The 13,290-nt window shown below is 37.6% G+C and carries 13 protein-coding genes; 1 reads left to right on the forward strand and 12 read right to left on the reverse strand.

Features of this window, described 5'->3' with window-relative positions:
- Window positions 1-21: 21 nt before the first annotated feature.
- Window positions 22-450, reverse strand: a complete 429-nt coding sequence (locus AC4PG0_RS11130; RefSeq protein ID WP_045552722.1) for a restriction endonuclease subunit S domain-containing protein — start codon at window positions 448-450, stop codon at window positions 22-24.
- Window positions 451-452: 2 nt separating this feature from the next.
- Complete coding sequence (locus AC4PG0_RS11135) at window positions 453-1,556, reverse strand: Tle-like phospholipase domain-containing protein (RefSeq protein WP_112120502.1); 1,104 nt, start codon at window positions 1,554-1,556, stop codon at window positions 453-455.
- Between the two features lie 125 nt (window positions 1,557-1,681).
- Here AC4PG0_RS11135 and AC4PG0_RS11140 point away from each other — a divergent pair, with 125 nt between their 5' ends.
- Window positions 1,682-1,999, forward strand: a complete 318-nt coding sequence (locus AC4PG0_RS11140) for a DUF1433 domain-containing protein (RefSeq protein WP_228470550.1) — start codon at window positions 1,682-1,684, stop codon at window positions 1,997-1,999.
- A gap of 44 nt (window positions 2,000-2,043) precedes the next feature.
- On the opposite strand, the gene AC4PG0_RS11145 is transcribed toward AC4PG0_RS11140, so the two are convergent.
- From AC4PG0_RS11145 to cls, 10 genes are all read right to left on the reverse strand, one after another.
- Window positions 2,044-3,477, reverse strand: coding sequence for a 6-phospho-beta-glucosidase (locus AC4PG0_RS11145; protein ID WP_010990157.1), 1,434 nt, complete (start codon window positions 3,475-3,477; stop codon window positions 2,044-2,046).
- Window positions 3,478-3,643: 166 nt separating this feature from the next.
- On the reverse strand, window positions 3,644-3,976 hold the full coding sequence (qoxD, locus tag AC4PG0_RS11150; protein WP_003772708.1) for a cytochrome aa3 quinol oxidase subunit IV: 333 nt from the start codon (window positions 3,974-3,976) through the stop codon (window positions 3,644-3,646).
- A 1-nt stretch (window position 3,977) separates the two neighbouring features.
- Entirely contained in the window at window positions 3,978-4,589 is a 612-nt protein-coding gene (gene qoxC, locus AC4PG0_RS11155; RefSeq protein WP_003772709.1) for a cytochrome aa3 quinol oxidase subunit III, read from the reverse strand.
- Window positions 4,577-6,556 carry a cytochrome aa3 quinol oxidase subunit I gene (qoxB, locus tag AC4PG0_RS11160; RefSeq protein ID WP_003764714.1) on the reverse strand — a complete coding sequence of 660 codons (1,980 nt, stop codon included), beginning with the start codon at window positions 6,554-6,556 and terminating at the stop codon, window positions 4,577-4,579. The genes qoxC and qoxB overlap by 13 nt, the downstream gene beginning before the upstream one ends.
- Window positions 6,557-6,573: 17 nt before the next feature.
- The gene (gene qoxA, locus AC4PG0_RS11165; protein ID WP_492167549.1) at window positions 6,574-7,680 is read right to left on the reverse strand and encodes a cytochrome aa3 quinol oxidase subunit II; all 1,107 of its coding nucleotides are present in this window, start codon (window positions 7,678-7,680) and stop codon (window positions 6,574-6,576) included.
- A 343-nt stretch (window positions 7,681-8,023) separates the two neighbouring features.
- The gene (locus AC4PG0_RS11170; protein WP_003743309.1) at window positions 8,024-9,094 is read right to left on the reverse strand and encodes a phosphomevalonate kinase; all 1,071 of its coding nucleotides are present in this window, start codon (window positions 9,092-9,094) and stop codon (window positions 8,024-8,026) included.
- Complete coding sequence (gene mvaD / locus AC4PG0_RS11175; protein ID WP_280377002.1) at window positions 9,084-10,055, reverse strand: diphosphomevalonate decarboxylase; 972 nt, start codon at window positions 10,053-10,055, stop codon at window positions 9,084-9,086. Before mvaD ends, AC4PG0_RS11170 begins: the two co-directional genes overlap by 11 nt.
- Entirely contained in the window at window positions 10,012-10,980 is a 969-nt protein-coding gene (mvk, locus tag AC4PG0_RS11180; RefSeq protein WP_052690306.1) for a mevalonate kinase, read from the reverse strand. Before mvk ends, mvaD begins: the two co-directional genes overlap by 44 nt.
- Before the next feature lie 141 nt (window positions 10,981-11,121).
- The gene (gene speG / locus AC4PG0_RS11185) at window positions 11,122-11,640 is read right to left on the reverse strand and encodes a spermidine N1-acetyltransferase (protein WP_003725621.1); all 519 of its coding nucleotides are present in this window, start codon (window positions 11,638-11,640) and stop codon (window positions 11,122-11,124) included.
- Between the two features lie 15 nt (window positions 11,641-11,655).
- Window positions 11,656-13,170: a cardiolipin synthase gene (gene cls / locus AC4PG0_RS11190; protein WP_492167550.1), complete on the reverse strand. Its 1,515-nt coding sequence runs from the start codon at window positions 13,168-13,170 to the stop codon at window positions 11,656-11,658.
- Window positions 13,171-13,290: the final 120 nt, after the last annotated feature.

Below are 13,290 nucleotides of genomic sequence, written 5' to 3' on the forward strand. Positions count from 1 at the left end.
CATAATAAGATAGCAGCGTTTTTACTTATCTAATTTGAGAGAAGCTTTGGAGTCATAGATTAAATTTTCATTTGGAACAATTTGATAGCTACGATATTGTGTCATCCATTCTTTTACAGCGTGCCCTGTTTTAGACTCAAATGAGTGCTCCATTTGCATTACAATATCCGCATAATCGGCAAGTAAATCTACCCATAACTGGTCAATTCTTGCTAACTCCTGTTTACCATCTTCTATTATTTCCGTTACTTTTTTAGGGACTTCTGAACGTAAATGTTGCTTCTGCATTTGTCTTTCTAGTGCTCGTTGCGCGGCAATAATATCCGCTCTTTCTTGACTACTTAATTCTTTATCCTTATTGTCTAATTTAGCCTGAAGTCGCTGTTGCTCTTGTTTCGCATAATAATCATAGCTCTCTATTTTGCTTGATCTTGGTGAACTCCCGTACATATCTACCATCCTTTACTGTTTTCTTTTATCCAACTTCCTAGCTCTTTATCTTTTTTATTAAAGGAAAGTGCAGCATTAATTACTTCTTCTTTAAAACCACTTAATTTTTGAATTGCTTTTCGATTTCCATCATAAAATTCTTCAAATTTATCTGTGTCGTGAAATCTATATATACCATCTTTATATTTCCGCGAAGCTTCCGTAAGAACATCATCTACATCCCAAGTCGTTAATTCGCTGTATATGCCACCTTCCCAGGTTTCTTCATCCAGCCAAGATCGTAAGCGTTTTGACTGACTTTTCTCCCATTCTTCATAATCTTGCATGATATTTTCTATTTGGCGCATTTTCATAAAAATATCATCTAATCGTCTAATTTGATTGATGATTTCATCAGGTTTAACTAATAATTCAGCTGAACCATCTTCTCCAAAACACCCTGTAAAAGTAGACTGCATATGTCCACCAATACCTAGTTTATCTAATTTATTTTTACTCGTATTTCGTTTCATTAAAAATTGCTGGTAAAAAACGGTTGCATTAGGAGGTAACATCCCAACAACATCATCTGAGTGGTAATAATCTTTTATTAAGTCCCAGTATTCTCCCCGTAGAGCTTTTTCTTGCTCTTCTTCTGTTAATTTGTTAAACGAGCGCACAGCAGCAAATGTTACGGCAGGCTTTAAATGTTTGACTGCTTCATATTGAGCCAACCCACCACCTAAACTATGGCCGGTGAAACTATAATCCATCGTTCTATATTTTTTCAGTGTTTCATTAACAAATTTATCATAGGATTTAAACTGACTTTGCTTACTACCATCCTTATCAAGCAAACCTACATTTTCTTTCCAATCATCTAACTCTTCTGAACCTCTTGAAACAAAAATAATATGATTATATGCTTTTAAATTTCCGTTATTATAGTTTTTGTAGTCTTTTAAGGGCACCACCGCAATTGCTTGAAGACCGTTGTTTTGGTTTGTGGAGTTGATTGTTACCCAGGTTTCATCATTTTCTAAAGGTAGTATACTGCCCAGTTTCAAATATTTATCCTCATACGCTGCATCCGCTAAATAAAAGTTTGTATTATCTTTCACTTTCACATCCATCTCTCCCTAATCTATGTTATTATTTTTATGAGGTGAAGAATATGAGAAGAAAAAACATTCTAATTTTTTCAACTATTATTATTATTATAATACTTAGTTTTATTGGAGGCTACTTTATTATGCAAAATTATAAAAAACAAGAAGCTGCAAATCAACTTTTAAAAGCAGAATCCCCACGAATCGAAAAATATTTAAAATATAACTATAATAATATTGAGAACGTAACCTTCACTAAGGTTGATTATACAGGGATGGGTACTCCATACATAGAAGGATATGTTAATGGTGATAAGGATCTATACTTCACGACTTCTATTTATAACGATCATTTTGAAAAAAATGTTGGAATGCCAATAGAAATGTATGAATGGGCTAAATATCCCGTAGATAAAACGGTAACCGAAATCCAACAAGAAGAAAACTCAAAAAAACAATAAAACAACCCCCACCTTCATCACCGAAAGTGGGGGTTTACTATATCCTAGTCGATATCTTTACCATTTGTTTCAATTACTTTTTTGTACCAGTCGAATGATTTTTTCTTCGAGCGGTTTAGAGTTCCGTTGCCTTTGTTATCGCGGTCAACGTAGATGAAGCCATAGCGTTTTTTCATTTCGCCAGAGCCAGCGCTGACAAGGTCGATGCAGCCCCATGGTGTATAACCAAGAAGTTCCACGCCATCCTCGATTGCTTCGCCCATTTCGCGAACGTGTTCACGCATATAGTCAATTCTGTAATCATCATTAATTGAGCCGTCTTCTTCCACAGTATCCACTGCACCTAAGCCATTTTCAACGATGAAAAGAGGTTTTTGATAGCGGTCATAAATTGTATTCATTGTAATACGTAGACCTAGTGGATCAATTTGCCAACCCCATTCGCTTGCTTTTAGGTATGGGTTTTTTAGTGTTGCGAAAACGTTGCCTTCTGTTTCTTTGTTTTTCTCTGGATCTGCGCTTGTTAGACGAGAAGAATAGTAGCTGAATGCCACATAATCAACTGTGTGATCGCGTAATGCGTCTAAGTCGCCATCTTCCATTTTGATGTTGATGTTGTGTTCTTTGAAGAAACGTTTAGTGTAGCTTGGGTAGTATCCGCGTGCTTGAACGTCAATGAAGAAGTAGCCTTCACGGTCCGCCTCGATAGATTTCCAGACATCTTTTGGATTACAAGTCATTGGATACGTGTTACCCGCTGCAAGCATACAACCGATTTGATTTTCAGGGTTGATTTCATGACCAAGTTTTGTCGCTAAAGCAGATGCAACTAATTGATGATGCGCAGCTTGATATTTAACTTCCTCTGGATTAGCTTCTTTAGTAACGTCTAAACCTCCACCAATGTATGGAAGATGAAGAATCATGTTGATTTCATTAAATGTCATCCAATATTTTACTTTATCTTTATAACGCGTGAAAATTGCTTCACAGAAATTTAAGTAAAAGTCGATACATTTACGATTTTTCCAACCACCATATTTTTTGAAAACTTCAAGCGGAGTATCAAAATGGTTGATTGTAACAACTGGTTCGATGCCATATTTATGACATTCATCAAAAACTGCATCATAAAACGCTAAACCTTTTTCATTTGGTGTCGTTTCGTCACCATTCGGGAAAATACGTGGCCAGCTGATGGACATACGGAAACATTTGAATCCCATTTCTGCCATTAATTTAATGTCTTCTTTATAGCGATGATAAAAATCAATTGATTCGTGACTTGGATAAAAACCATAATCTGTAGCAAGCGCTTTCGATGGATTGAATAAAGCTTCCCAGCGCCCATCCTCTACTGTTGGAAGGATGTCAACAAGTGAAAGTCCTTTACCGTCTTCAAGATAAGCTCCCTCACATTGGTTGGCAGCAACTGCTCCGCCCCATAAGAAGCCTTTAGGAAATTTTGATTCTGTCATTTTTGTGTATCTCCTCTCACGGATATAATTTTACTTCTCCACTATAGAATATGTAATGCATTACATAGCAAGCAATAATTTTAAATTTTTTTAGAAAAGCTGTTAACCCCTTTAAAAATGCAAAAAAACTGGCACAGAAAATGAATTCCATACCAGCCTTTTTTAATTATAACAAGTGATTCATATGGCCAATTTCCATTACCCAATATGAACCAATAACTACGACAATCGCAATAAATGCTGCGAATAAAATATTACCAATTTGAATTTTGCCATCGCGGCCTTCAGTCATATGCATGAACATCAGAAGCTGTAGGGCTGCTTGAATGAACGCAAAGATGAAAATAATAACTACCTTAACATTTGTTGTTAGCGTCGAATAAATGGCTACCCAGACTGCTAGAAGCGTCAAAATAATTGATAGCGCGAAACCAACAATATGTTTCCAAGGAATGCCACCTTCAGCATGAGCTGCATTTGATTTATTATTTTGTGCCATATTAGTTCACCATCCCTAGCAAATAGACACCGGTGAAAATGAAAATCCACACAACATCAAGAAAATGCCAGTATAAACTGGAAATAAATACTTTTGATGCTGTTTTTGGCGTCAAACCATGCATTTTAATTTGAATTAGAATAAAACTAATCCAGAAAATCCCGACTGTTACGTGAAGTCCATGTGTCCCTAGTAGAACGAAGAATGCTGACCAGTAAGAACCGATTTGCATTGTAACGCCCTCTGTCACATAGTGTGCAAATTCATAAAGCTCAAAGCCAACAAATCCCGCACCAAGAATTAATGTGATAATCGAGTAAATCGTCAACATTTTCACATTGCCTTTACGCATCTCACCAATTGCTAGACCACACGTAAAACTACTTGCTAATAGTAAAAATGTCATTATTAGTACTAGCCAAAGTTCGAACATTTCTGCTGGCGGATGACCCGCATTCGAGCCAGCCTTTCTCATAACAAAGTAAGTCGCAAAAAGCGTCGCAAACAATGCAATTTCGGCGCCAAGGAAAATCCAGAATCCAAGAATATTTAATCGACCTTGTTCTGATCTATATTCAATTGGCAGATTTTTATTTGTTTCTACAGATTCCATGGGTTACCCTCCTTCACACCAGTCGCAAGTTCGCGCGCATTATGTTCTTCTGTTGCTTTAATTTCGTCCACTTCGACGTGGTAACCATCGTTATTTTGGAACGAACGATAAATCATACATCCTAAAATACCAACTAGACCAAGAATTCCCATCCAGTACCAGTAGAAGACTAGTCCGAAACCTGCAATGAAGAAGAAGACAGACATTACAAACCCAACCATGGTATTACTTGGCATATGGATTGGTTTATAATTTTTATCATTTACATATGGATCGCCTTTTTGTTTTCTATTCCAGAAATCATCCAAGTCATTCCATTCTGGTAAAACAGCAAAGTTATATTTTGGAGGAACTGCAGAACTTGTAGCCCATTCAAGCGTACGAGCATCCCACGGGTCACCAGTAACTTCACGTTTAGAGTTTTTATAGCTGTAGTAGATGTTGTAGCAAAGAACTAAGAATGCTACACCCATCAAGAATCCGCCCACTGTGGAAATAAAGTTAAGCGTTGTCCAGCCATCACCTTGTACGTAAGTGTAAATACGACGCGGCATACCATCTAGTCCTAGGAAATATTGCGGGAAGAAACAAACGTTAAATCCAACAACGAAAATCCAGAAGAACCATTTACCAATTTTTTCATTTAGTCTGTAACCGACCATTTTTGGATACCAGTATGTAAGCCCAGCAAAGCAGGAGAACACGGTTCCAGCAATTAATACGTAGTGGAAATGGGATACTAAGAAGTACGTATTGTGATATTGATAATCGGCCGCAGCCATCGCAAGCATAACCCCAGTTACCCCACCGACAACAAAGTTAGGGATAAAGGCAAGCGACCAAAGCATTGGCGTTGTAAAGGTTATTCGCCCTTTGTACATTGTAAAGAGCCAGTTGAATATCTTAATCCCGGTCGGTATCGCAATCATCATCGTTGTAATGGAGAAGAAGGAGTTAACAAGCGCCCCTGATCCCATTGTAAAGAAGTGATGGACCCAAACTAGGAAACTTAGTAAAGAAATAACTGCCATCGCGGCAACCATCGCCGGATAACCGAATAATTTTTTCCTGGAGAAAGTAGAAATAATCTCTGAGAAAATACCGAAAGCTGGCAAAATAACAATATATACTTCCGGATGCCCCCAAACCCAGAACAAGTTGGCCCACATCATTGGGAGCCCGCCATTCGTGAGTGTGAAGAATGCTGTCCCAAACAGTCGATCAAATGACATCAAAGCAAGTGCCACTGTTAAAACTGGGAAAGCGAAAATAATGATCAAACTTGTAATTAATGAAGACCAAGTAAACATTGGCATTTTCATTAACGTCATACCTTTTGTACGCATTCTTAAAATCGTAACGAAAAAGTTAATCCCCGTCATCAGCGTACCAATACCAGCGATTTGAACACCTAGAAGATAGAAATTAATTCCATATCCAGCGCTAAAATCTGTCGCAAGTGGCGCATAGTTTGTCCAACCAGCATCTGGTGAACCACCAATTACGAATGATAAGTTAAATAGCATCGCTCCCATAAAGAACGTCCAAAAACTTAAGTTGTTTAAAAATGGAAATGCTACATCACGCGCACCAATTTGAAGTGGTACGGCAATGTTCATCAACCCAATGATAAACGGCATCGCCATAAATAAAATCATAATCGTTCCATGTGTAGAAAAAACTTCATTATAATGCTGTGCGTCTAAAAATTTCATATCCGGTAAAGCGAGCTGGGTACGCATCATTAGCGCATCCACACCGCCACGGAAAAACATTAAGACAGCAGCAAGCAAGTACATAATACCTATTTTTTTATGATCAACGGAAGAAATCCACTCTTTCATGAGCCACTTCCATTTTTTTGTATAAGTTAGTAACGCGACAACACCAATACTTACAAGTACGATAGAAATCTGCGCACCTAAAATCATCGGGTCACCAGTTACGATAAACTCATTCCATTTCATGCCTTATGTCCCCCCTTTTAGTTCCCTGCGTCATCCGATTCTTTTTTATTGAATTCATTTGTTTGGATGTCTTCTTCCATTTTCTTCATTTCATCTTCGCGGTGTTTATCCTCATGGTAACCTTCGCCGTTTTTAATAATTTGTGGCTTCATATCATGACGCTCAAATTGCGGATTAGTCACTGTCACAGGACGAACCGGAAGCATTGGTTTATCAGAGATGGTTGATTTTGTGTTCGGATTATGTGGATTTGTCATTTCATAACCAAAACGTTTGTAGGCATAGAAAACATACTCTGGATCAGCTGCTACATCAACAAATGCTAAATGCGTACCAGAATAAGTCTTTTTCTTGGAGCTTCCAGGAATTAAAAGACGGTCATATGTGTCTTGCGTAATAACTGGCGAGTTCGCTTTTGTTTCTTTTGCCCATTTCTTGAAATCTTTTTCAGATTGAGCTACTACGTCAAAGCGTTGATCCGCAAAACCTTCACCATTGAAGTTTGCGTTACGGCCTTTATACGTACCAACCTCATCTGCTTGTAAATATAAATTCATCGTCATTCCAGACATCGCATATTTTTGTCCACCTAATTGTGGTACCCAAAAACTTGTCATTGTATCTGCCGAAGTTAATTTAAACAGTACAGGACGGTCGGTTGGAATATTTACATAGTTGACTGTTTCAATTGACTCATCTGGATAACTAAAAATCCATTTCCAGTCTGCACTTGTTGCGTAAATAACAATTGGATCTTTATGCGAAGTCACTTTTGGTGCTTCTTCCCCTGCATAAATTGTTTTTACAGTCGGAATAGCCAGAGCAATAACGATTGCAACTGGAATCAATGTCCAAAAAATTTCCAGTTTTTTACTACCTTGCATATCCGGCTCATAGTTTGAAATGTCTTTCCGTTCGCGGTATTTAACCAACATAATCGTAAACAATACAAAAATCGTCAAAACAATAACCAGCATAAATATAATCGAATAAATAATTAAGTCCGACTGACCTTTTGCAACTGGTCCTTTTGGATTAAGTACCGTCAAGTCACCACAACCACTTATAAGGCCGGTAACCCCAAGTAGTGCCGTAAGTAGCAAAGATTTAAGTACCTTTGACACCCGAATCCCCTCTTTTCCTTTTGATGTTTTCTAATGTGTATTTTTGCGCAAAAATACCATTACCGGAGTGCTGAAAGAAGCTTTTTAGAACTCCTATGTAACTGAAAAAATGCTTTACTATTTGATTCTTTTAAAAAAGCTCACAAACTTTTTTCTGAACTGATTAGCATTTTTAGAATCACTATGTTCATACTCTAACTCATTATATCTGATTTAATACCTTAGTTCAAAAACCTGATATATTAAATATTTCACAAACTTTTATTCTGTTCACTATTCCCTAGTTTGTGAAATTCGAAACAAAAAAGCAACAAACTATTTATTTTAGTTTGCTGCTTAAAATTTATTCAGTAATTTGAACTCTCCCTGTATGGAAAGGTAAATGTTTAATACCAAGCTTTTCCCACTCATTGACAAGTTTTTCGGCTAGTTCTTTCGTTTTCGAGAAAGCTATTCCGCAGTCGCCGCCACCAGAGCCAGATGATTTTCCTGCGCCGCCCATGTTTTCGGCTGAGTCCGCGAGTTCTTTTAGCAAGCTTGTTTCAATATTTACGCCAGCTTTTGTTCCGAGTTCTTGAAGAATACGCCGATTTTCTTTAATAGATGAATAGAGCAATTCCTCGTCTTTCGTATGGAAAGCTTGAATTATTTGCTTCATAATCTCATTATTTCTAGTTAAAAAATGTTGATAATTCTTGCTATCTTCTTGCTTAAATGCATGAATTTGCGAAACTAGTTTCCCGGTACTTACAGGTGTGCCCGTCCAACCTACAGAAAAAGTCGGTACTGGTTCTTCTAATGTTTCAATTTGAAGCATTGGCCAAGGCTCTTTCATAAACCATTCGAGTGATTTATAAGCTAAACGATGCTTCACCCATTCCTGATCAAACGTCGTATAAGCAATCCAGCCACCATACATACAAGAAGCAATATCACCACAAGAACCATTACCTTGCACAACTAAATGTGAAAGGGCAGCTAGTTTGAATTTTTTAAGCATTGATATTTCTGGATAAAATTTCGTCATTAACGCGTTAATTACAGCAACCGTAGCCGCTGCGCTTGAACCGAGTCCATATTTTGCGCCAGATTGGTCGATTAGTTCTGTTTCAATGACCATCTTCACAGGAGTTAGTTCTATACCTTCTGATTTTAGGAAAGTTGTCGCGATATTAATTGCTTCAGCTGTAAATGTCCAATGTTCCCCGTCTGGTTTAAGTTCTCCGCCAATTGGCCATGAAACTGGATTTTCATAATGTGGAATCCATAATTCATTGCGTTCACTATCTTCAAGAGTTAGCGTTATATAACGATTAACTGCAGTTAGAATGGCTGTGTGACCGGATTCTACCACCGCATACTCACCAGCAACATATAATTTTCCGGGTATTTTAACCTGTAGTTTATTTTTCATCTGATATAACACTCGCTTCCTTACCAGCGTGGCAAATTAGAACGTTTTTAGCCAAACCTGACAACTTCTCTGCTACAATATTTTCATTTTCACGCTCACAAATAACTTTAACATTTGGACCAGCATCCATTGTGAAATAGGCTGGTATGCCGTTTTCACGCAATTCTCTAACTGCATCCATTATTTCTAGCGACAAAGGTTGAAAATAAGTGAAAGGAGGCTCTGCACCAAGCGTTGTCGCATGCATTTTCATTCCATTTCGCTCTGTGATTTCGCCCACTTTGATGAAATCTTCATCCAAAATAGCTTGCTTCATTTCTTCTAAGTCTGTTTCAGCAGCAGAAACCCATTTTTCGAAAAACGGAGATGTTTCCACAGTTAGGCGCATTCCATCCCGACTAGAAACTTTCTTTTCTTTATCAGAAACGACTGCGACTACAAGAGACATTTTATCACATAATTTATTGGTGAAAGGTACTGCAAATGAATCACTACCGTCCGCGCGTTCACCTTTTTCCCAAATGACAAAATCGCCGAAAACGGAACGAGAAGCAGAACCAGACCCGAAACGAGCCAGTCTGGAAATATATTCTTTTGTGTCTTTTCTGCCAGCAGCACTAGATCCAGCGAGCGCGAGAGCTGCAAATGCAGAAGCCGATGAAGCAAGCCCGGCCGCAGTTGGAACGTGATTTTCGGAAGTGATTTTTGCTTTTGCTGAAATACCGAATTCTTCACGCATTTTATCTATAAAACGAGCTACTTTTGCATCCGTTTTTTGTTCATTATTTAAAATAAATGTATCCTGGGCTAAGTTTTCGTCCCATTCTACCGTTGTTTTTGTATAAAATTTATCTACCGTGAAGGATAAACTACTGTTTGCAGGTAGAATCAAGTGTTCATCGCGTTTTCCCCAGTATTTAATTAGCGCCACATTCGTGTGTGCGATGGCTGTCGCTCTCATAACTACCTTCTCCAATCGTAAAAATCCATTCTTGTGCAGCTCCAGCATTATGAAGCGCCGTCGTTATTTGTTTAGCGATTTCTTGATTTTTTGCTACAGCGATAATACATCCGCCTCTACCGCCACCTGTAAGTTTCGCCCCGTCCGCGCCATTACTTCTAGCTACTTTAATTAATTTCTCTAAACTGCTATCACTCACTGTCAAAGTTTCCAAATAAGATTGAGCTTTATTCATTGCAGCACCTATCTTCACAGTGTCAGCATCGCCTTCTAAATGCAACTTTATTTCCCGGGAAATATCACCGAGTTGGTGGATTATTTTCCCTATTTCAGCTTGATTTTCTTTGTATAAAATTTGCACATCTTTTACTGCATCTCTGGTTTCACTTGGAACGCCAGTATCTGCTACTACAAAAGTAATTTTTTTAGGAAAATGCATAATTTCTAGTTTTCGATCTCGCTCATACCATACGGGCTTTTCACTCACGACTGTAATCGCATCAACTCCACTAGCATTTCCGTGGGCAATTTTTTCTGCTGCATTTACAATTGCTAATAGTTTTTTAGAGTCTAATTCTTGATTGAAATATTTATATAAGCCACGCGCAATACTTGTTGCTACTGCAGCACTTGAACCTAATCCTCGGCCAATCGGAACGCCTGAAGTTACATGAATAGATACATTTTCACCATTACCAATTTCATTTAAAACATCTACTACTAATGCTTTGATTCCTGCTAAGAAATCAGGCATATTTTCTAAATCACCTGTAAAAAATGCCGAAGAAAATTTGGTTTTTGTAGAAGTTTCTACATTTGTCGTTACTATTGCTTGTGTAAATGGGACTGAAATCGCCGGTTCTCCGTATACAACTGCATGTTCTCCGCATAATATCATTTTAGCTGTCCCAATGCCTGTAGCCAATGCACGCCAATCCTTTCTCCATCAAAATAATACAAACTTTAATACTTCATGATACCATAATTTTTTCACTAAAACCTTATTATAGAACTTTTTTTGACCCAAAACAATGACTGGCGCAACTTTTCCCACGCCAATCACCTTTTAAATATCCATTTCTTGATATTGATGTTGAAAAATACACATTCGAATTGCATCGTGGTATGTTCCATCAACAAAAAATTCATCAATTAGCTCGCCTTCACGAATAAAACCAACTTTTTCATAGACATGAATTGCTTTTTCATTTACTTTATCAACTACTAAATATAGTTTATGCAGGTTTAGTACGTGAAAAGCATATTTCATCGCGAGTTTTGTGGCAGAAACAGCGTAACCATGCCCCTGAAACTTAGGATCAATAATAATTTGAAATTCCGCTCTCCGGTGAATATAATCAATTTCCATCAATTCGACAAGTCCAACCATTTGACCATCTAATTCTAAAATAAAACGGCGCTCTGATTGGTCGTGAATGTGCTTATCATATAGCTCCTGAAGCTCGACAAATGCCTCATATGGCTCTTCAAACCAGTAAGACATAATTTTCGCATCATTATTTAACCGGTGAACAAATTTTAAATCTTCTCGTTCAAGCGGTCTAAGTTTTAAATCTCCACTCATTTTTCCACTCCTAAATTATAAAATTGGTGATAGTAAACTGGATAGAACTTCTTTTATACGAGTCAATAATGGTTTATTTTCCATATCTTTCATCGTAAATAGTCGGCTATCTTCAAAATCTTTCTTAAAGTCACGTTTTAAATGAAGCATAGCCTCACTTTCATCATATAAGAATACCATTAATTCATGATTCAATCTAAAACTACGCACGTCAAAATTGGCAGTTCCAATAGCCGCACGTGTTCCATCTACAAGCATTGCTTTAGCATGAACAAAAGAGTCATCGGCATAAGCATACATTTTCGCGCCTGCTTCAATCATCGTTTTTACATAAGCATTACTTCCGTGGAATGAAATCCCGCGATCGCCTTTTCCAGGAATAATAACTCGCACGTCGACACCACTCATTGCAACCCGGCGAATAACCGCAAGAGCCTCCTCATCTGGAACAAAATAGGGCGATACAATCCAAACTGATTCTTTAGCGGAATCAATCAAATCAAGCATCGAATCACGAACCCATTTTTCTTTATCATATGGTCCGCCGTATATCACTTGCGCCCATTCATCACCTACATCAACTGGTGAAAAATATTGTTGTAATCCAGCTTCACTAATAAATTGATCTGCAGCACCAGCTTGGTTTTCCATATAAACCCAATCATTTAGAAAAGATTCTTGGAGTTCGATTACAGCTTGGCCTGTGATTTTAATATGTGTATCACGCCAGACACGAAAATCTGGTGTATTAGAGCGATATTCTTCCCCAATGTTAAGTCCACCTGTAAAGCCAATTTGTCCGTCAATCACAACAATTTTACGGTGATTTCTTAAGTTGGCTGTTCTTACAATCCAAGGGGAGGCAATTGGGTCAAATGCGTGAATACTAACTCCAGCTTCTTTCAAAGGAGCTAAAAAGGCTTTACTCAGTTTGCTTGATCCAAGACCGTCAAACATAAACCTAACCTCAACACCGGATTTCGCTTTTTCCACCAAAATATCACGAATCTCTGTAGAAATCGCATCCGTTTTAAAAATGTAATATTGAATGTGAATATGGTTTTCAGCCTTTCTAAGCGCGTCTAGGAGCATTGGAAAAGTTTCCTCACCATTTGTTAATATTTCAATTTTATTTCCCTTAATCGGCTCTATGGACGTTAAATGCGCAATTCTTTTAGAAAGCCTTGGTAATTTTTCATTGGTGTTGTTTGGAATTGCATGAATCGCATTAATTAATTTAGCTTTTTCCATCACTTGAGCTGTACTGAATTTTCTAGTTGCTGGATTTCTACCAAACACAAGGTAACTAATTGTTCCAAGCACTGGCAAAATGAAAATAACGGCAATCCAAGCGACTTTTGAGCTAGTATTCCGCTGATCGAACAGAAGTAGCCGAATTGCGATAATAACCCCGCATAGTTGGATGATTCCACTTGTTATTAAGAATAAGATAGCTGCTTGGTTGATTAAAACATATTCCACTAAAAATAAAACTACTGCTATAAACAGAAATTGGACCAGTTTGCGCATTTTTTCAACTCTTCTCTTTTTTAGACGTATTAAAGATATTATACATAAAATACAGCCAAAAAGCGCTTTTTAATGCTGAAAAAAAGCTGGAAAATCATTCTAATTCATAAATTAGAGTCA

Source organism: Listeria sp. MAN/IMW/UF464, assembly GCF_058683955.1.

Coding starts and splice junctions, on each gene's coding strand:
- qoxD (WP_003772708.1), bottom strand. CDS start 3,976: ATGGCACAAAATAATAAATCAAATGCAGCTCATGCTGAAGGTGGCATT.
- qoxC (WP_003772709.1), bottom strand. CDS start 4,589: ATGGAATCTGTAGAAACAAATAAAAATCTGCCAATTGAATATAGATCA.
- AC4PG0_RS11140 (WP_228470550.1), top strand. CDS start 1,682: ATGCAAAATTATAAAAAACAAGAAGCTGCAAATCAACTTTTAAAAGCA.
- AC4PG0_RS11170 (WP_003743309.1), bottom strand. CDS start 9,094: ATGAAAAATAAACTACAGGTTAAAATACCCGGAAAATTATATGTTGCT.
- speG (WP_003725621.1), bottom strand. CDS start 11,640: ATGAGTGGAGATTTAAAACTTAGACCGCTTGAACGAGAAGATTTAAAA.
- mvaD (WP_280377002.1), bottom strand. CDS start 10,055: ATGAGAGCGACAGCCATCGCACACACGAATGTGGCGCTAATTAAATAC.
- qoxB (WP_003764714.1), bottom strand. CDS start 6,556: ATGAAATGGAATGAGTTTATCGTAACTGGTGACCCGATGATTTTAGGT.
- AC4PG0_RS11130 (WP_045552722.1), bottom strand. CDS start 450: ATGTACGGGAGTTCACCAAGATCAAGCAAAATAGAGAGCTATGATTAT.
- AC4PG0_RS11145 (WP_010990157.1), bottom strand. CDS start 3,477: ATGACAGAATCAAAATTTCCTAAAGGCTTCTTATGGGGCGGAGCAGTT.
- cls (WP_492167550.1), bottom strand. CDS start 13,170: ATGCGCAAACTGGTCCAATTTCTGTTTATAGCAGTAGTTTTATTTTTA.